Origin of the sequence: Salinivibrio sp. IB643 (assembly GCF_001996105.1) — a bacterium.
Lineage (GTDB): Bacteria > Pseudomonadota > Gammaproteobacteria > Enterobacterales > Vibrionaceae > Salinivibrio > Salinivibrio costicola.
Genome location: NZ_MUFF01000010.1, coordinates 1 through 19,728, shown reverse-complemented (window position 1 = coordinate 19,728; position 19,728 = coordinate 1). Strand labels below are relative to the sequence as shown.

The 19,728-nt window shown below is 49.7% G+C and carries 16 protein-coding genes and 6 tRNA genes; 21 read left to right on the top strand and 1 reads right to left on the bottom strand.

What is annotated here, in order from left to right; genetic code table 11:
• The first annotated feature begins 103 nt into the window (after positions 1 to 103).
• From recA to BZG77_RS06560, 21 genes are all read left to right on the top strand, one after another.
• The gene (gene recA, locus BZG77_RS06660; RefSeq protein ID WP_021022081.1) at positions 104 to 1,153 is read left to right on the top strand and encodes a recombinase RecA; all 1,050 of its coding nucleotides are present in this window, start codon (positions 104 to 106) and stop codon (positions 1,151 to 1,153) included.
• Entirely contained in the window at positions 1,153 to 1,620 is a 468-nt protein-coding gene (locus BZG77_RS06655; RefSeq protein ID WP_241844117.1) for a regulatory protein RecX, read from the top strand. Before recA ends, BZG77_RS06655 begins: the two co-directional genes overlap by 1 nt.
• Positions 1,621 to 1,748: 128 nt before the next feature.
• Positions 1,749 to 4,331 (top strand): alanine--tRNA ligase, encoded by a 2,583-nt coding sequence (alaS, locus tag BZG77_RS06650; RefSeq protein ID WP_077646655.1) that lies wholly within the window; start codon positions 1,749 to 1,751, stop codon positions 4,329 to 4,331.
• A 442-nt stretch (positions 4,332 to 4,773) separates the two neighbouring features.
• On the top strand, positions 4,774 to 4,971 hold the full coding sequence (csrA, locus tag BZG77_RS06645) for a carbon storage regulator CsrA (RefSeq protein ID WP_021022078.1): 198 nt from the start codon (positions 4,774 to 4,776) through the stop codon (positions 4,969 to 4,971).
• Between the two features lie 197 nt (positions 4,972 to 5,168).
• Positions 5,169 to 5,261: transfer RNA gene (locus BZG77_RS06640), tRNA-Ser, on the top strand.
• A 24-nt stretch (positions 5,262 to 5,285) separates the two neighbouring features.
• Positions 5,286 to 5,362, top strand: a tRNA-Arg gene (locus tag BZG77_RS06635).
• Positions 5,363 to 5,370: 8 nt separating this feature from the next.
• A tRNA-Ser gene (locus BZG77_RS06630) sits at positions 5,371 to 5,463 on the top strand.
• Between the two features lie 42 nt (positions 5,464 to 5,505).
• A tRNA-Arg gene (locus BZG77_RS06625) sits at positions 5,506 to 5,582 on the top strand.
• Positions 5,583 to 5,638: 56 nt separating this feature from the next.
• A tRNA-Arg gene (locus tag BZG77_RS06620) sits at positions 5,639 to 5,715 on the top strand.
• A 26-nt stretch (positions 5,716 to 5,741) separates the two neighbouring features.
• Positions 5,742 to 5,818, top strand: a tRNA-Arg gene (locus BZG77_RS06615).
• 440 nt (positions 5,819 to 6,258) lie between these two features.
• On the top strand, positions 6,259 to 6,507 hold the full coding sequence (locus tag BZG77_RS06610; protein WP_021022076.1) for an oxaloacetate decarboxylase subunit gamma: 249 nt from the start codon (positions 6,259 to 6,261) through the stop codon (positions 6,505 to 6,507).
• A gap of 31 nt (positions 6,508 to 6,538) precedes the next feature.
• Positions 6,539 to 8,341, top strand: a complete 1,803-nt coding sequence (gene oadA, locus BZG77_RS06605) for a sodium-extruding oxaloacetate decarboxylase subunit alpha (RefSeq protein WP_077646654.1) — start codon at positions 6,539 to 6,541, stop codon at positions 8,339 to 8,341.
• 9 nt (positions 8,342 to 8,350) lie between these two features.
• Positions 8,351 to 9,481, top strand: a complete 1,131-nt coding sequence (locus BZG77_RS06600; RefSeq protein ID WP_077646653.1) for a sodium ion-translocating decarboxylase subunit beta — start codon at positions 8,351 to 8,353, stop codon at positions 9,479 to 9,481.
• Between the two features lie 208 nt (positions 9,482 to 9,689).
• Positions 9,690 to 10,646 carry an NADP-dependent oxidoreductase gene (locus tag BZG77_RS06595; RefSeq protein ID WP_021022073.1) on the top strand — a complete coding sequence of 319 codons (957 nt, stop codon included), beginning with the start codon at positions 9,690 to 9,692 and terminating at the stop codon, positions 10,644 to 10,646.
• Positions 10,647 to 10,651: 5 nt separating this feature from the next.
• Positions 10,652 to 11,074, top strand: a complete 423-nt coding sequence (locus tag BZG77_RS06590; RefSeq protein WP_077646652.1) for a YqaA family protein — start codon at positions 10,652 to 10,654, stop codon at positions 11,072 to 11,074.
• A gap of 10 nt (positions 11,075 to 11,084) precedes the next feature.
• The gene (locus BZG77_RS06585; protein ID WP_077646651.1) at positions 11,085 to 13,934 is read left to right on the top strand and encodes a M16 family metallopeptidase; all 2,850 of its coding nucleotides are present in this window, start codon (positions 11,085 to 11,087) and stop codon (positions 13,932 to 13,934) included.
• 95 nt (positions 13,935 to 14,029) lie between these two features.
• Positions 14,030 to 15,607: a glutamate--cysteine ligase gene (gene gshA, locus BZG77_RS06580; RefSeq protein ID WP_077646650.1), complete on the top strand. Its 1,578-nt coding sequence runs from the start codon at positions 14,030 to 14,032 to the stop codon at positions 15,605 to 15,607.
• Between the two features lie 14 nt (positions 15,608 to 15,621).
• Positions 15,622 to 16,239: a transglycosylase SLT domain-containing protein gene (locus BZG77_RS06575; protein WP_077646689.1), complete on the top strand. Its 618-nt coding sequence runs from the start codon at positions 15,622 to 15,624 to the stop codon at positions 16,237 to 16,239.
• A gap of 28 nt (positions 16,240 to 16,267) precedes the next feature.
• Complete coding sequence (gene luxS, locus BZG77_RS06570) at positions 16,268 to 16,786, top strand: S-ribosylhomocysteine lyase (protein WP_077646649.1); 519 nt, start codon at positions 16,268 to 16,270, stop codon at positions 16,784 to 16,786.
• A gap of 280 nt (positions 16,787 to 17,066) precedes the next feature.
• Positions 17,067 to 18,146, top strand: coding sequence for a substrate-binding domain-containing protein (locus tag BZG77_RS06565; protein WP_077646648.1), 1,080 nt, complete (start codon positions 17,067 to 17,069; stop codon positions 18,144 to 18,146).
• A 3-nt stretch (positions 18,147 to 18,149) separates the two neighbouring features.
• A complete protein-coding gene (locus BZG77_RS06560; protein ID WP_077646647.1) occupies positions 18,150 to 19,403 on the top strand; it encodes a LuxQ periplasmic sensor domain-containing protein in 1,254 nt (417 codons plus the stop codon).
• Here the strand turns inward: BZG77_RS06560 and BZG77_RS06555 are convergent.
• Positions 19,361 to 19,728 (bottom strand): transposase (locus tag BZG77_RS06555; protein ID WP_198532395.1); only part of this gene is annotated, 368 nt, incomplete at its 5' end. The two genes, BZG77_RS06560 and BZG77_RS06555, sit on opposite strands and share 43 nt — an antisense overlap.

Here is a 19,728-nt window from a genome sequence, read left to right as displayed (position 1 = left end):
TTTCTAAACAGGGCTAGACACTGTATAAATGGACAGTATACTTAGCCCCATTAATGATAGCTTTTATCTCATAGAGATAGCGTTTTATTTCCTGGAGACCGAAATGGACGATAACAAAGAAAAGGCGCTCGCAGCCGCACTCGGGCAAATCGAAAAGCAATTTGGCAAAGGCTCAATCATGCGTCTGGGTGATGACCGTACCATGGACATCGAAACCGTATCGACCGGCTCTTTGTCTCTGGATATTGCGCTAGGTGCAGGTGGCCTACCATTTGGTCGTATCATCGAGATCTATGGACCTGAATCATCAGGTAAAACGACATTGACCCTAGAAGCCATCGCTGAAGCACAAAAAAAGGGCAAGACTTGTGCGTTTATTGACGCGGAACACGCACTCGACCCAATCTATGCGCGCAAGCTGGGTGTCGATATTGATAACCTGTTGGTGTCTCAGCCCGATACTGGCGAACAAGCTTTGGAAATTGCTGATGCGCTGACGCGTTCCGGGGCCGTTGATATGATTGTTATCGATTCGGTCGCAGCCTTGACGCCAAAAGCTGAGATTGAAGGCGAAATGGGCGACTCCCACATGGGTCTGCAAGCGCGTATGCTGTCACAAGCAATGCGTAAGCTGACCGCCAACATCAAAAACAGCAATACCATGATGGTCTTTATCAACCAAATTCGGATGAAGATTGGTGTGATGTTTGGTAACCCAGAAACGACCACAGGCGGTAATGCATTGAAGTTCTATGCATCGGTCCGTTTAGATATTCGCCGCATTGGTGCGATTAAAGAAGGCGATGAAGTGGTGGGTAACGAAACCCGCGTCAAAGTGGTAAAAAACAAAGTCGCCGCACCGTTTAAACAAGCAGAGTTCCAAATCCTTTATGGTCAGGGCATTAACTTGCAGGGCGAGCTGGTGGATCTGGGTGTGAAACATAAACTGGTAGAAAAAGCCGGAGCTTGGTACAGCTACAAAGGCGATAAAATTGGCCAAGGTAAAGCCAATGCATGTAAATACCTGAAAGAAAACCCCCATATTGCTGAAGAAATTGACACTACCTTGCGTGAGATGTTGCTGCAGCCAGGCCTGAACAACGAAGCTGTAGACGCCAACGTTGAGGCAGATACTGAGGACGAGAAGCTGTAATGGCGGCATCGTGCCAAGAAATAGCGGTGGGCCTGTTGGCTCGCCGCGATCACTCTGTCCACGAGCTAACACAAAAATTGTCTCAACGCGGATTTGATGACGACGCAATTACCCTCACTATTAATGACTGCTTAGAACGAGGCTGGTTAGATGACGCGCGCTTTGCTACCAGCTTGTTGCGTCAGGGGATTAACAAACACCATGGCTGGTTGCGTATCTGCCAAGATGCGAAACGTAAAGGCATTGATATTGAGCTATTAGCCCGCGCAGAGCAAGACGCTGAAGTGGATTGGTACCTACTCGCCAAAGAAACAGCGATACGTAAGTATGCTGACCTAGATGGCCGTCTTCCTCCTGTTGAGCACAAGGTGAAAGCGAAACGCATGCGTTTTTTACAATCGCGCGGTTTTAACTTTGATCAAATCCAATACGCGCTGAATGACGACGATATCGACCCGCATTTCTAAACCAATCCTACTCTGTCTCTTTTCCCCACGCGATCGGTTGTTTACAATGGCGTAAACAATACGATGCTCCCATCGCGTCATTACCATAACCGGTTGCTAACGCAATATTCGATTATCAGGATTAGCCAATGTATATGAGCACTGATGAGATCCGTACAGCGTTTCTCAAGTTCTTTGAAAGCAAAGGGCACCAGATTGTGCCTAGCTCATCGCTCGTCCCTGCCGACGACCCAACACTGTTGTTCACTAATGCAGGCATGAACCAATTTAAGGACACCTTCTTAGGGGCCGAGAAGCGAGACTACACACGTGCGACCTCAGCACAACGTTGTGTGCGCGCCGGCGGTAAACATAACGACCTTGAAAATGTAGGCTTTACCGCTCGTCATCACACCTTTTTTGAAATGCTCGGTAACTTTAGTTTTGGTGACTACTTCAAAAAAGACGCGATTGCTTATGCGTGGGCGTTTTTGACCGAGACGATCGGTTTGCCAAAAGAAAAACTGTTGGTGACCATTTACCACACTGATGACGAAGCGTTTGATCTTTGGCATAACACCATCGGTGTACCGGCGGATCGCATTGTGCGTATCGGCGATAAAGAAGGCGGAAAGCCGTATGAGTCAGACAACTTCTGGCAAATGGGGGATACCGGACCTTGTGGGCCTTGCAGTGAAATTTTCTACGACCACGGTGAGCATATCTGGGGAGGACCTCCAGGTACGCCTGAAGAAGACGGTGATCGCTTCATTGAGATCTGGAACATCGTTTTCATGCAGTTCAATCGACAAGCTGATGGCACCATGGAGAACCTCCCTAAACCGTCAGTTGATACGGGAATGGGGATTGAGCGTATCGCCGCGATTAAGCAAGGCGTGCACTCCAACTATGAAATTGATGTTTTCCAGCAATTAATTAAGCAAGTGGCTGACATCATCGGAGTTGAAGACCTGACCAATCAGTCTTTGCGTGTGGTCGCTGATCATATCCGATCTTGTGCGTATTTGATTGTCGATGGTGTGATGCCTTCTAACGAAGGGCGCGGCTACGTGTTACGTCGAATTATTCGTCGTGCGGTGCGTCATGGTAATAAGTTAGGCAGCAAAGACACCTTCTTCTACAAGTTGGTGGGGCCGTTGGCCACCATCATGGGCACGGCCGGCGAAGATCTGCGTGCGCAGCAAACCATGATTGAAAAAGTCCTAAAAATTGAAGAAGACAACTTTAGTCGTACTCTTGAACGCGGCATGTTAATGCTAGAAGAAGCGTTAGATAAAGTGGATGGCGATGAGTTGGATGGCGAGACCGTCTTCAAGCTTTACGATACCTACGGCTTTCCAGCGGACTTAACCAACGATGTCGCGCGTGAGCGCGGTTACCGCATTGATGAAGCCGGTTTTGAAGCGGCGATGGACGCTCAGCGTCAACGCGCGCGCAAAGCCGGTCAATTTGGCACCGATTATAACCAAACGATTAAAGTCGACCACGGCTCTGATTTCTGCGGTTACACAGGCACAGAGGCGAAAGGTCAGATCACTGAGATTTTCGTGGAGGGTGAATCGGTCGACCATCTGGCATCGGGCGATCACGCGGTGGTTATCCTCGACCACACCCCTTTCTATGCCGAAGCCGGTGGTCAGTGTGGTGATACAGGCATCATTGATACCGACCAAGGGCGTTTCACGGTAACGGATACCCAGAAGATCGGGCAGGCGATTGCTCATTATGGTGCTTTATCCGACGGACAGTTAAGTGTTGGCGCGCAGGCAACCGCGCAAGTCGATGCCAAGCGTCGTCATGCGGTGGCCATGAACCACTCAGCCACGCACCTGTTACATGCAGCGCTCCGTGGCGTGCTCGGCGATCACATTGCGCAAAAAGGGTCCTTGGTGCGCGCTGATGGTTTGCGCTTTGATTTTTCTCACTTAGAGCCTGTGACTGCCGATGAGCTAAAAGCGGTAGAGCGTATCGTTAATGAGCAAATTCGCGCGAACAATGCAGTACAAACGGAAGTCATGGATATCGACGCTGCGAAACAAAAAGGCGCGATGGCATTGTTTGGTGAGAAATACAACGACGAAGTGCGCGTATTGAGTATGGGCGACTTCTCCATCGAGCTTTGCGGTGGCACGCATGCCAATCGTACCGGCGACATTGGTATGTTCAAAATCGTTTCAGAGGCAGGTATTGCAGCTGGAGTTCGTCGTATCGAGGCCATTACAGGTCAAGCGGCGATARATAATGTGTACCAAACCCAAGCCGACTACGAGGCCAAATTGGATGAAGTGCATGGCAAAGCTAAAGGGTTGGAGAAGCAAATCCAACAACTGAAGCAAAAGCTCGCAGCACAAGAAAGCGCTGGATTGATTAATCAAGTGCGCGAAATCAATGGCACTAAGGTACTGATCAGCCAACTCGATGGGGCAGATAACAAGGCACTGCGTAGTATGGTTGATGATCTCAAAAACCAAATGGGGAGCGGGATTGTGCTTCTCGGCAATGTCGCCAACGATAAAGTAGGCTTGATTGCAGGTGTGACCAAAGATCTCACCGGTAGAGTGAAAGCGGGTGAGCTGGTCAATGTTGTCGCGCAACAAGTCGGAGGTAAAGGCGGTGGTCGCCCTGATATGGCGCAAGCGGGTGGTAGCGATGTAAGCGCATTACCCAGCGCGTTAGCCTCTGTCGATGCTTGGCTTGCCGAACGGTTATAATTCGCTAAAAAGCATTTAAGAAAAGTCAAGAAGGTCGCCATGCGCGGCCTTTTTTTGTGATCTAGATTAATAATTGCACTTTTTTTTTGATTCTGTATAGTGCAACGCCTTAGGCGATGTGTCGGTGCTGAGCGGTGATATCGCTTACATTTTATCGCTTTGCTGACCAGTGCAACACTGATTTCTCTTACTCTGTTGTCTCAGATCACGCGCCTTTATGGCTAACGGTATGATGATAAAACAGTAAATTTCTCTGCCCTTTTCTGGATATGGTGTGATAATTCGGCCATAGTGTGAAGTGCGGGTAACAAAACCTCCCGCATTGGCATCACGAGCAGGGAAATAATCCAACGATTGCAGATAGCGAGCCGATACGCTGGCGGGTTATCTGGCTCAGAAACTAATTGAATAAATACAAGATTGATACTCAAGGAGTAGAAGCATGCTGATTTTGACTCGCCGTGTTGGCGAAACCTTGATGATTGGTGATGAAGTCACCGTCACTGTGTTGGGTGTAAAAGGTAACCAAGTACGTATTGGTGTGAATGCACCGAAAGATGTCTCTGTACACCGCGAAGAGATCTACATGCGTATTCAAGCCGAAAAAGGCGCGCCAGCCGGTAGTCAAAACGACTACTAACAAGGCAAAAGAGGTCGACCAGGGTCGACCTTTTTTATGGTTGGTTTTCCCATAAAATCAAAATGAAACGGCGAGAAAACCAACAATAGAAACACCTAGTGGGTGATAATTGTCCATTTGTTCGTAACAAGGCGACTTTTCCCCTAAAAGTGTTTGACATATATCTGGCTCAAAGTAATATGTGCACCCGCAGCGACGGTGAGGTGGCCGAGTGGCTGAAGGCGCTCCCCTGCTAAGGGAGTATACGGTTTGTAGCCGTATCGAGGGTTCGAATCCCTCCCTCACCGCCATGTTGTTGCAAGCAAGATAGATGCGCGTCCGTAGCTCAGCTGGATAGAGTACCTGGCTACGAACCAGGCGGTCGGAGGTTCGAATCCTCCCGGACGCGCCACTACTTGCGGTGAGGTGGCCGAGTGGCTGAAGGCGCTCCCCTGCTAAGGGAGTATACGGTTTGTAGCCGTATCGAGGGTTCGAATCCCTCCCTCACCGCCATTATCGACAAGCCTGCCTTGTGATAATTGCAGTAAAAGATGTGCGTCCGTAGCTCAGCTGGATAGAGTACCTGGCTACGAACCAGGCGGTCGGAGGTTCGAATCCTCCCGGACGCGCCATCACCTCCATGGAAGACCCGCAACACCGTTCAGGATGAACATAAGATTGACGACACGCGCTCGTAGCTCAGCTGGATAGAGTACCTGGCTACGAACCAGGCGGTCGGAGGTTCGAATCCTCCCGAGCGCGCCATCTTCAATCTATGCAAATCCGTCAGCGCGTCCGTAGCTCAGCTGGATAGAGTACCTGGCTACGAACCAGGCGGTCGGAGGTTCGAATCCTCCCGGACGCGCCATTTTGCATTACCTCTTCCTTCTCCTTATTTCCATTTCGCTATCTTTTCATTGTCACCTAAATCGACTTTTCCGTTTATTATTTTCGCTATCGCTGTTGGACAGCGTGTTGTGATACTGGAAAAACGCTTTTTCCAAAAATGGCATAGTGCGCCTCTATTATTAGCCAAACCGTCAAAACCCTCTATGTGCCAGGACGTTTTATCGCGCGATTAACGGACTTGGACGAGATAAATACGCCTTTTCGAGTGGCGGTTGTTCGCGTGCAATGAGCGCATCATGACCCGTGTTGTCAGGTAACAAAAACACAACACGAGATTGTCATTTATGCGAATTGTTAGTATTTTGAACGCCGATGATGCAATGGCCACCAAGATAAATGAATAATAACGGGCCATCCGCGCATCATTGCCAGTAAGAGTGAGTAACAAGGAAGACAACCATGGATTTAGGCCCGCTTTTAGAACAAGCACTGACGCTGATGCTGACCGGTATGGTTGTGGTGTTTGTGTTTCTTTCTACGTTGATTTTTTTGGTCCACCAACTAGAACGTTTTGGTGACCCGACCCCGCCAGCTGCTGCTAAGGCACCCGCTAAGCCTAACGCACAACCTGCATCGGAAAACGTATCGCCCGATGTCGTTGCCGCGATCACTGTCGCTGTCCAGCAGTACCGCCAACGCCATCGTTGAGTGGTAAGGCACATATAAAAAGGAGTTTGTTATGTCTACGCCGTTAGCTATTACCGATGTGGTATTGCGTGATGCCCATCAGTCGTTGTTTGCCACACGTCTGCGTTTGGACGATATGTTGCCGATTGCCGCCGAGCTCGATCAGATTGGGTTCTGGTCATTAGAAACATGGGGTGGCGCGACCTTTGATGCCTGTATTCGCTATTTGGGTGAAGACCCTTGGGTACGGTTACGAGAGCTTAAAAAAGCCATGCCTAATACCCCGATGCAAATGCTTTTACGTGGGCAGAATCTCTTGGGTTACCGCCACTACGCCGATGATGTGGTATACAAGTTCGTTGAACGCGCTCATGCCAACGGTATGGATGTATTCCGCATCTTTGATGCTATGAATGATGTGCGTAACTTTCAAGCCGCTGTGGGTGCGGCGGTGGACGTAGGTGCTCACGCTCAGGGAACAATTTCTTACACCACTAGCCCTGTGCATACCATGGATACCTGGACCGATTTAGCCAAGCAGTTGGAAGATCTCGGGTGTCACTCTCTGTGCATTAAAGACATGTCTGGTTTGCTAAAGCCTTATGAAGCCCATGAGCTGGTGAGCCGCATCAAAGCGGCGTGTGATATCCCCCTATCCTTGCATTGTCATGCGACCACAGGGTTATCAACAGCAACGGCGGTTAAAGCAGTAGAAGCGGGGTTAGATGTCCTGGATACCGCCATTTCTTCAATGAGCCAAACTTATGGGCATACCCCGACTGAAACCGTGGTCGCAATGCTCGAAGGCACTGAGCGTGAAACGAACCTCGACCTGAATAAGCTTGAATCGATTGCGGCTTACTTCCGTACCGTGCGGAAAAAATACGCCCAATTTGAAGGGCAGCTTAAAGGCGTCGACTCACGTATTTTGATCGCGCAAGTGCCCGGCGGTATGTTGACCAACATGGAGAGCCAGCTTAAAGAGCAAGGGGCGGCCGACAAAATAGACGAAGTGTTGGAGGAAATTCCCCGGGTCCGTGAAGATTTAGGCTATATCCCCTTAGTGACGCCGACCTCACAAATTGTCGGATCGCAATCTGTCATTAATGTATTGACCGGCGAGCGTTATAAGAGCATTACTAAAGAGACTGCTGCGCTGTTAAAAGGCGAATACGGAAAAGCCCCCGCACCGGTCAATGCAAAATTACAAGCGCGCGTGCTTGACGGTGAACAAGCGATTACCTGCCGTCCGGCGGATAAATTAGCCCCCGAAATGGAAAACTTGACGCAGGCATTAACCGATAAAGCGTCGACAGAAGGTGTGAGTTTGGCGGAAGAGACGATTGACGATGTCCTCACCTACGCCTTGTTCCCACAAGTGGGTTGGAAATTCCTCCAAAATCGTGGCAATCCTGATGCGTTTGAACCGGTGCCCACCGGAGACTCCACGCCGCCAGTAACGCTCGCGGCGAGCCCAGCGAGCCAAGTTGAAGTTGAAACTTACAGCGTGCGCGTTAATGGCCAGGTGTATCAAGTGGATGTCGGTCCCGATGGCGCACTAGGCGCGATCCAAACTGCTAACGATGCCGAAAAGGCGCCTACAGCATCGCGTGCCCCAGTGTCACAGACGGCGTCTACCCACGCAGAGCCAGTCACCGCACCGTTAGCGGGTAATATCTTTAAAGTCATGGTGACCGCCGGTGAGCATGTACAAGAAGGTGACGTTCTGATCATCCTAGAAGCGATGAAGATGGAAACCGAAGTCAGGGCTGCGCATGCTGGCACTGTCCAAGATGTACAAGTAAAAGAAGGCGACGCCGTGACTGTCGGCATGCCGCTTTTACATTTAGGATAAGAGGGCAGCATGGAAGGATTAATGATCCTGTGGTCGGAAACAGGACTGGCGAATTTCCAGTGGCCACAGCTGGTGATGATGGCCGTCGGTTGTCTGCTGCTCTTTCTTGCGATCCGACGTGGGTTTGAGCCTTTGCTTCTGTTGCCCATCGGGTTTGGGGCAATCTTGGCGAATATTCCCAACGCGGGTTTTAACGAGCCGGGCGGTTTGTTGTATTACGTCTACCATGTCGGGATTGATACGGGGGTTTTCCCGTTATTGATCTTTATGGGAGTGGGGGCGATGACCGACTTTGGTGCCTTGATTGCTAACCCGCGTACCTTGCTTTTAGGGGCGGCGGCGCAATTTGGCATTTTTGCTACCTTGTTCGGTGCTATCTTGCTCAATCTGGTCCCAGGCATGGAATTTAGCCTTCAAGATGCAGCATCAATTGCGATTATTGGTGGTGCGGATGGGCCGACGGCCATCTTCTTGGCTAGCCGACTATCGCCGGATCTTCTTGGCGCGATTGCAGTCGCAGCCTATAGTTACATGGCGTTGGTGCCAATTATTCAACCGCCGATCATGAAGCTGTTCACCTCGCCACAAGAGCGCCAAATTGAAATGAAACAGCTGCGTCATGTCTCGAAAACGGAGAAAGTGCTGTTTCCTTTAGCGGTCTTGATGATGACGATCTTATTCTTACCCACCGCAACGCCCTTGGTTGGTATGTTTTGTCTGGGCAATCTGATGCGTGAGTGTGGCGTCGTCGATCGGTTATCGAGTACTGCGCAGAATGAGTTGATCAACATTGTGACCATTTTCTTGGGGCTTGCCGTTGGTTCTAAGCTAGAAGCGGATAAGTTTCTTCAGTTTGAAACCTTGGGGATCTTGGTGCTCGGAGCGGTCGCGTTCAGCATCGGCACCGGAACGGGCGTCTTAATGGCGAAGCTGCTTAACCGGTTTAGCCGCGATCCTATCAACCCACTGATTGGTGCGGCCGGCGTCTCTGCCGTGCCAATGGCTGCGCGCGTGGTGAATAAGGTTGGACTGGATGCCAATCCACATAACTTCCTGCTGATGCATGCGATGGGACCGAATGTGGCTGGCGTGCTTGGCTCTGCTGTCGCAGCGGGGATATTGCTAGCGTTAGTCGGATAGCCGTGCGAGGTGAATGTAGAGACAAACCGTAGCAAGAACAAAACACGTGAACAGTGAAAAGAAAACAGCGGCAGGCATTGAGTCTGTCGCTGTTTTTGTTAAGACTAGGGGTTTACGCGTTGCGATGACCCTGTGCTTTTTTATTATCTGCGCTATCAAATTTATTACCTGCGCCATGAAAGCATAATGGCATGCGAAAGGAGTCAATATGTCGAATAACTTGTCTCTTGCGATTACCGAATTCGGTGCGCCAGAGGTTCTCTCCCCAGTAAACCGTGCTATCCCCTCACCGTCGGAAGAGCAGGTGTTAATTCAGGTAAAAGCCGCGGGCGTGAACCCGATCGATGCCAAAACCCGTGCCGGACTGGGTTGGGCGGCGGAACATAACCAAGATAAGCTGCCTTGGGTACCCGGTTACGATGTGGCCGGTGTGGTGGTGGCAAACGGCACCAACGAAAGTAAGTTTGATGTGGGTGATCGCGTGGCAGGAATGATTGGTTTCCCGACCGAGGGAGGGGGATATAGCCAGTACGTGGCTGCCGACGCCGGACTGCTTTCCACGGTACCACCCAGTGTCCCAATGGTGGATGCTGCCGCGGTACCACTTGCCGGGCTCACGGCGTGGCAAGCGCTCGAGCATGTCAAACTCGCCCGTGACGAAAAAATACTGATTTTGGCGGGGGCCGGGGGAGTGGGCCACCTTGCGGTACAATTAGCAGTAAGAACGGGGGCTCAGGTGTATGCGACAGCATCGCCGGGCAACCATGAATTTTTGCGCCAGCTAGATGCGAAACCGATAGACTATCACCAGGCACATTGGGCGACAGCGCAGGGCGAGTTTGATGTATTGATTGATTTGGTCGGTGGCGATACGGGCATTGAAGCACTTGCGAGCCTAAAAACCGGTGGACGTGTGGTCACGGTGCCGACCAATACACGTGATATGATCACCGCTGCTGCGGCCGAGCGAGGATTAAAAGCCACGGGGATGCTGGTTGAGCCCAACACCTGGCAAACTCAGCGCTTGCTTGACATGCTTGATCAAGGCGAGCTTCATATTGATATTGCCGCTGTCTACCCTCTAGAACAAGGGGCGCAAGCCCATAAAGCGCTCGAGTCTGGTCATACACGCGGTAAGCGAGTATTAGAAATGCCGTCGTCGTAACAACCATGGACGACTGGTCGGCGTTGGCGACACTGTTTGTCACCAGCTTTTTGAGTGCCACTTTGTTGCCAGGTGGTTCAGAAGCGAATTTGGTTTACTTATTAACTCAGCAACAGTTTGCTGATGGCGTAATTGTAGCTATTGCGACCGTCGGAAACACCCTTGGAGGCATGATCAACTATGCCATCGGCCGTTGGATTCCGGATTATCAGCCGCACCAACGCTGGCATCGTCGTGCGCACTTGGGACTACAACGTTATGGTTATGCGGCTTTATTATTGAGTTGGGTCCCCATCATTGGCGACCCTTTGTGCGTGGTCGCCGGTTGGCTACGTTTGCGTCAATCATGGTGTTGGGCGGTTATCTTTATTGCCAAAGCATCGCGTTACATGGTTATTGTTTGGTCATTTTATTGGGTCACTGGGTAGGAATCATCATATGCAACGCTTATTGTTCGTCGCTGTTCTCGTTTTATCCGTTCTGACAGGATGTCAGCTACTGGAAACATCGCCTCCTGCTACACCAAAGGGGGTGACCTGGATAAAAACAGTCTCGCCACAACCGGGCAGTGCCCAAGTGCCTTATCAACAGTTTACGCTCGATAACGGGCTGACTGTTTTGCTGCACCAAGACCACTCCGACCCCTTAGTCAGTGTCGACATGCGTTATCATGTTGGCTCTGCGCGTGAGGAGCCTGGCAAATCGGGCTTTGCGCACTTTTTCGAACATATGATGTTTGAAGGCTCAGAGCACGTTGACGATCATGGTAAGCGTATCAAAGAAGTCGGTGGCTATAACAATGGATCGACCAACCGCGATACCACCCAGTATTATCAAACGGTGCCGGCTAATGAATTAGAACGTGTACTTTGGTTAGAATCCGATCGCATGGGTTTTCTGTTGGATGCCGTGTCACAGCATAAGTTTGAAGTGCAGCGTGATACGGTGAAAAACGAGCGAGCCTTTCGGATAGACAATGTTCCCTATGGCCGCGTTAACGAAACCATTAATCAAGCGCTATACCCCGAAGGTCATCCTTATTCATGGCCGGTGATTGGTTACGTGGAAGATTTAGACCGCGTTGATGTCGACGACCTCAAGCAATTCTTCTTACGTTGGTACGGTCCCAACAATGCCACCTTGACCATTGGTGGGGATATTGATGTACAACAAACCTTAGCGTGGGTGAAAAAGTACTTTGGTGACATCCCGCAAGGGCCAACTATCCCCGCGGCAGACCCTCAGCCTGTCACACTGGAAGCCGATCGATTTGTCACTTTAGAAGATAAAGTGTCGCAGCCTGTTTTGATCATGAGCTTCCCTACCAGTACGCCTGAGACAGACACCAGTACGCGTCTGAGTGTCCTGGCCAATGTGTTGGGACAAGGGCGAGATAGTGTCCTTTACCAATCATTGGTGCAAACGGGAAAACTGCTTAGTGCAGGTGCATCGCATCAGTGCGGTGAGCTTGCATGCACCTTCGAAATTTATGGTGTCGGCAGTCAAGATCAGTCGTTAGCTGAGGTGCGCACGCTACTGCGCCAGAGCATGGCGACATTTGCGGCGCAAGGCGTTGACCAAGACGATATCAACCAAATCAAAGCCATGGTAGAAGCGGATAACATTTTTGCCCTACAAAGCGTCGATGGCAAAGTAGAACAACTGGCCAGTGACTATACGTTGCATGGCGACGCAAGCATACTGACACAACGCCTAGCCCGTTTGGATGCTGTAACGCCTCAAAAGGTGATGGACAGTTATCAACAGTGGGTAAGCAATCGACCTGCGGTTAACCTCAGTGTGGTGCCTGAAGGGCGTCAAGATTTGGTCGCTCATCCGGCAAACTTTGTCTATCAGCGCCCTGATTATCGCCACGTCGCTAGCCAAAATAATGCGGATACACTGGCGTTACGCAACACGCCTGAACGCTTTGACCGCAGCCTGATCCCGCCCCCGAATGGAAGCGTGACTGTCCATGTTCCTACTATTTATCGCGCGGAGCTCGACAATGGTATTCACCTGGCAGGCACCGTCAGTCGCGAGACCCCTACAGTGACCTTGCAACTTCGCTTGCCGGCAGGTGTGTTGATGGAGCCGAATGATAAGCGTGGTGTCGCCGAACTCACGGCCAGTATGATCACTGAAGGCGGCGCGGGAATGTCGGCCGCTGAATTAACCCAAGCGCTCGATAAACTTGGCAGTCAGATGAGTGTTAATCCCGGTGGCTACCATACGACAGTGACCGTAACCTCCTTAAAAAAGCATCTGGGAGAGACGCTTCTATTAGTGAATAAAGTGATCAGTGCTCCAACGTTTTCCGAACAAGATTTTGAACGACTTAAAAAGCAAACATTGGAGAGTATGGCGTCACGCGCCGACGATGCGGGCTGGTTGGCGGATCAGGCTATTAGCCAATTGCTTTATCAAGATGCCACCTTCCGTGCCCCGCAAGGTGGTGTGGCAGAAGACGTTGCCGCACTCACCCTTGCCGACGTTAAACGCTTTTATCAACAGCATTATGTGTTGAAAGAAAGTCAGCTTGTCGTGGTGGGTGATTTGTCCCGTGAGCATGCGATCAATCTCGCTAACCGGATTCAACCTTGGCAACCGACTCCTGAGGGGCATGCTCAAGTAGCAAGGCCCGTGCCTCGAGACGAAAAAAGTCCACAAATTTGGTTAGTGGATAAACCACAAGCGCCACAAACCAGTATTCGTATGATACGTCATGGCATGCCTTACGACTCAACCGGCCCCATGTTTAAAACCCGCTTAGCTAACTTTAATCTCGGCGGAAACTTTAATGCCCGCATCAACCAAAACTTACGCCAAGATAAAGGTTACACCTACGGCGCCCACAGTGCTGTGTATGGTGGTCGTCAAACCGGGACCATTGAAGTGAGTGCCGATGTGCGTGCGGATGCCAGTGCCGAGGCCATTAAAGAGCTTTGGAAAGAAATGGCCCACGCGCACGAAAATGGATTTACTGAGCAAGAGCTTGCCTATTTACGTCAATCGAGCGGCCAGCAGGATGCACTCAATTATGAAACACCGTGGGAAAAAGCGGGCTTGATTGCGCACATTGAGGCATTTAATTTGGCTGACGACTATCGTGAAGCGCAAAAAGCCATGCTGTATTCACTGACACGCCAACAACTAAATGCCCATGCATCGCGCTGGTTCGATCCTAACGACTACCAAATCATCGTGGTTGGCGATGCAGAGCGTTTGGAAGGGGATCTGCGTCAACTTGGCTTGCCAGTCAATAGGCTGGCGTTAGATTACCGTTAATACCGGTTGGATAAACTTACCCCGCTGCGTGATGGCTTTTGAGCAATAGCTTGTTTATATTGACCACCACGCAGCATACAAATAAGAGATACATTTTGACTGATTTCACCCAGCGGTTAGCGCGTTTAGCGCAAAACCCAGATGCATTGAAGGGGATTGGCCGCGGATTGGAGCGCGAGGCATTACGCATTACGCCAGCAGGCCATTTAGCGCAGACGGCGCATCCAGAGACACTTGGATCCGCGCTGACACACCGTTGGATCACGACGGATTTTGCGGAGTCTTTGTTGGAATTTATTACGCCCGTCAATACATCGGTCAACGGAATGCTTGATGAGCTGCAAGACATTCACCGTTTTACTTACAAGCAAATGGGTGACGAGCAGCTCTGGCCGATGTCCATGCCATGTGTGGTCGCTTCTGAAGACGATATTACTTTGGCGCAATATGGCAGCTCGAATATTGGTCGGATGAAAACGCTTTATCGGCAGGGACTCAAACACCGCTATGGCAGTGTGATGCAAGTGATCTCGGGCGTGCATTTTAATATCTCACTCCCTGAGGCGTTTTGGCAGCATCTGTATCACTCAGAGACTGTTAGCCAAGCTGCGGTGACACAAGGCTATTTTGATTTGATCCGTAATTACTACCGCCATGGTTGGATGATCCCTTACCTGTTTGGTGCATCACCGGCTTTGTGTGGATCCTTTATCAAACATACTGACAGTCCGCTGGCGTTTGAGCACATGCCATCGGGAACCTGTTACTTGCCGTATGCAACGTCCCTGCGTTTGAGTGATTTAGGCTATACCAACAACGCCCAAGCCGACTTGAAAATAGGCTTTAATACATTAGAGCAATATTTAGAAGGATTACGTCGCGCTATTCGTACCCCTTCGCAGCAATTTGCACAGTTGGGGATTCGTGACGGTGAAACCTATCGACAACTCAATACCAATGTGCTGCAAATTGAGAATGAGCTTTATGCTCCGATTCGACCAAAACGTAATGCGGAAAGCGGCGAAAAGCCGACCGAAGCACTAAGCCGCGGCGGAGTAGAGTACATAGAAGTCCGCTCACTAGATGTGAATCCTTACAGTCCTATTGGCATTGAAGAAGATCAAGTGCATTTTCTCGATTTATTTGTGTCTTGGTGTGCGTTATCGCCCTCCGAGCCCATGTCCGATCCGGAGCTGAATTGCTGGCGGGATAACTGGCATAAAATTGTACTTGAAGGGCGAAAACCCGGCTTAACCTTAACCACAGGATGCAATGGCGGTACCTTAACTCAGGCCGAGTGGGGACGTCAGGTGATGGCAGAGCTGAAACAATTAGCCAAAGTGATGGACCAGACCGTTGGTGATAGCCGCTATGAGCGCGTATGCGACAAAATGATTGCGTGTTTTGATAACCCCGAACTAACCTTATCAGGGCGTGTGCTGGCAGACGTGATTGCGCAAGGCGGAATTGGTGGTGTTGGCCTAAGCTTGGCGAGTGAGCACAAGAAGGCATTGGCTGATGTGCCGTATCAGGTTCACAGTGATGTCGACTTTCTCCGAGAAGCCGAAGACAGTATGGCACGGCAAAAAGCGGTAGAAGCCAGTGACACACAAAGCTTTGAGCAGTTTCTAAACGCTTATTTCAAAGATGTGCCGATGGCAGAAAGCTGGTAACTGGAATAATGGCGATGAGCAGGACGCGTATTCTCAACCGATTAGGGATAATCACCGCCATGATATTGTTACCCGGGTGCGCGACGCCGCCACCGGATAACCCCAGTAATGTCTGTGCGATTTTTGAGCAAAATCCTGACTGGTTTGAGGCGGCCGTCGAGATGGAAGACAGCTGGGGGACGCCTATTCAGGTCGCGATGGCATTTGTGAAGCAAGAAAGCGCGTTCGTTCACGATGCTTTGCCTCCACGTGACTATGTATTAGGCATTTTACCCTGGGGGCGAGTGAGCAGCGCATATGGTTATGCGCAAGCACAAGACCCCGCGTGGTCAGACTATCAAAAAGCCACAGACAATGGCGGCTCTCGCACCGACTTTGCCGATGCGTTACAGTTTATAGGCTGGTACACATCAGAAACGCATCGTCAGCTTGGGGTGTCGCAATGGGATGTTTACCGGCAATATTTAGCTTACCATGAAGGAAGAGGCGGATTTCAACGTGGCTCATTTGAGCGAAAACCTGGGCTCAAACGGGTGGCGCGTAAAGTCGAACAACAAGCAAAGGACTACGGTTGGCAGCTAAAAGGGTGCCGGCAACGACTAGATGACAATCTGAGCTGGTGGCCATTTTAAGGCCGCAGTGATGAATGAAGGAGGAAAGATGCCACTACTAGATAGCTTCACGGTTGACCATACCCGCATGAATGCACCGGCGGTACGGGTCGCAAAAACCATGCAAACGCCCAGCGGTGACACCATCACTGTGTTTGATTTGCGTTTTTGTCGTCCCAATGAACAGCACTTAACCGAAAAAGGGATCCATACCTTGGAGCACCTTTTCGCTGGCTTTATGCGCAATCATCTGAATAGTGACAAGGTGGAGATCATCGATATCTCGCCGATGGGCTGCCGCACCGGTTTTTATATGAGCTTGATTGGCGAGCCCCAAGAGTCGGAGGTTGCTAAAGCATGGGAGCTTGCGATGGAAGATGTCCTTATTGTTCCTTCGCAAGATAAAATTCCGGAGCTTAACGAATATCAATGTGGTACTTATGAGATGCATTCGTTGAATGAAGCCAAAGATATTGCTCATGCAATCATAGATGCAGGTGTGACTGTCAACAAAAATGATGATCTATCGCTGCCCGAATCGATGTTGCAAACGTTGCGCGTCGATTAAAACGCGACCAGTCATCCCTCTGCGGTAACACTGCCTTCTGTGTTACCGCCCCCCTCCCGATTTGAGTGTTCTTTTCATTACTTTTGTCTCAATAGCTAGATAAACCCAAGAGAAGTGTAGGCGTCGTTGCAGCTTTTTTGCCTGTTCAAGCACGCTTCTGCATTTTGTCGCTGCGTATTCGCCTGGGTTTCGCTAAGCTGGCAACTGAAATCGACTATCAAAAAAGGCTGTGAAACCCAAAGTGAGTTTACGCACAAGACATCATATTCGCCCCATCAGTATGTATCATTACCTGCTAGGTATCATGTTGTTGGCGACGGTGCCGAGTGCGCAAGCGTCGTTAAATGACTATTGGTCATATGACGAGTTTCTTGCACGGTATCCTGAGCAAAAAGCGCTGACGGCAACACTCGATAAACAAGTGCAATCCGATCCTGCGCCAATGCAGCGTGCGCTGGCACCGATAAAAATTTCAGTGGTCGTGCCGGGTCAACAAATCTCTGATTATTGGCAGCGTAATGTGCGAGCGTTCGAACGTCGCTTACAAGCGCTTAATATTCCTTACCAGTTAAAAGAAGTCACAACACGACCGAACAACGACATACGAGAACAAAGTGCGTCTTTGTATGCGGCGCTACGTGACGGTGCCGACTATCTTGTGTTTACCTTAAACAGTGTTCGTCACCGTAAGTTTATTAATCATGTGCTATCACAGAAAAAAACCAAGCTCATACTGCAAAATATCACCACACCGGTAAAAGCGTGGCAAGGTAATCAGCCTTTTCTCTACGTGGGGTTTGACCATCAGCGCGGCAGTCAGCTACTGGCTGATTATTATCAAACGCGTTATCCGAAAGGGGCGAATTACTCGGTGTTGTTTTTTTCTCAAGGGTATGTGAGTGATGCACGTGGGGACACTTTTATTGAAACCATGAGTCGCTATGGTGATAGTCAATTGGTCTCGGCTTATTACACCAAAGGTGACCAACATTCTGGTTATCAGGCAGCCAAAGCTATGTTAAACAATAATCCGCAACTCGACTTTATTTATGCTTGCGCGACAGATGTGGCGTTTGGGGCAATCAAAGCGCTTGAAGAGTTGGGAAGAGGGGAAGTTGGCGTGAACGGCTGGGGAGGCGGGTCCGCTGAATTGGATGCTGTCATGTCAGGACAACTAGACGCAACCGTGATGCGTATGAACGATGATACCGGGGTGGCGATGGCTGAAGCCATCAAACGCGATCTACAACAAAAAGCTGTGCCTGTTGTATATTCAGGTCGGTTTAACGTCGTCACTCAATATGATGATCCGGATCGAATAGAAAAACTTAAGCAACATGCATTTAGATACTCGGATTAAATCATGCCCACCTTTGGTTCACCTAAATTATCACTATCGCAATTACTGACTCGCTTGATTGTGGTCTTCTTCTTATGTGTGACCGCGGGCGTTTATATACAAAGTTACCAGTTGACCTTGGCGGGGATTAATCAAGAGATTAGCCGTACTTTGGCACAAACTTCTCGTCTATTGCAAAACGTCTTTGATAGTCGCTTAACGGCACTGCAAATTCACCAAAATACCAATGCTGCAAGTATGACACTCCAGTCACTGGTCGCCAGTGAAGATAGTGACGCACTTGATGACTATTTTATCGAACAAGAGCAACAAGATGTTGCAAATACCCCTGACTTTCGTTTTATCGCTAAAGACGACCGTGTGTTATGGCATGATGGCAGCAGCTTGTTTTACGGTATTGATAATGAGGGATTGGATCAGCTGCGTTTGCAATTACGAAGTATTAATCTTTGGACTTTAACCTCTGTCACCACGGATACAGAGCAAGGTTATTTACTGATGCGAAAAACGCCGATCGTTTTTCAATCAAACGGTAAGCTCGGCGGATATTTGTATGTGGTCGTGATGCTGAATGGTAATTTTTCGTTTGTGAAAAGTTTGCAGCGTGCCAGTGACACTCAGGCGGTATGGCTATCGGCAGACAATGCAACCTTAGCATCTACTCTTAGTGGTAACGATGACATAGGCAAGGCGTTAACGTTGCCGAGCGAGGAGAGTAGTCAAGCGTTTCGGCACTATTTAGTGAGCCAATCCAAGCTTCGCATCGGCGGTGAGTCAACCAAAATTTCATTGTTATCGGCGCAACGTAATGACAACATTGTTACATTACAGCGGCAAATGGGCATCAACTTATTGCTCACTACCCTAATCATTATTATCGCCGCTTTTTGGGTCAATCGTTTTGTGAAAACTCGGGTTGCGGATTCGCTCGATAGGCTAATGCGATATAGCCAAGGGGCGCGATCACGTCAACGTACCTTGCCGTTTGCCGGATCCGATATTGAAGAGTTTAATCACATCGGCAAAACTTTAGAGTCGACTTTTCATGCGCTGCACGAGAAAGAGCGCTCCCTACAAGATTTATTTGATTACGCGCTATCACCGATTATTGTTTGGGACACGAACTTTGCTATCACCCGTATCAATCCAGCAGCCAAGTTAAAGCTGAACTATGACGAACAAATCTATGCCTCAAGCTGGTTGTATGAGGCTCTTCACCGTTCATGGTGGAAAGTCATATCAAGCCCCCCAAAATAGAACAGTATCGCTGTCTTGAACCGTTGTTTGTTTCTAAAGCCTTTGGCTCTAAGCTTCATGTACTGGATTTTGGCATTTATAGCTTCCGCCAGGCCATTCGATGCCTTCAGCCGCATTGCATTAAGGATTGCTGGTAAGTGCTTTTTCACTGTCGCCGCTGCTGTCATCAATGGTTTAATTCCACTTGCTTTAACTAAAGCAAGCCACTCTAGCCATTGATTCCTTGCGCTTCTGATCGAACCTCCGTACCAGATTAGTCTTGCTTGCTCTTTGAGCAACCAGCTAAGGCTTGTATCTATCATGAGCTTGGCCAATTTGTTTATAC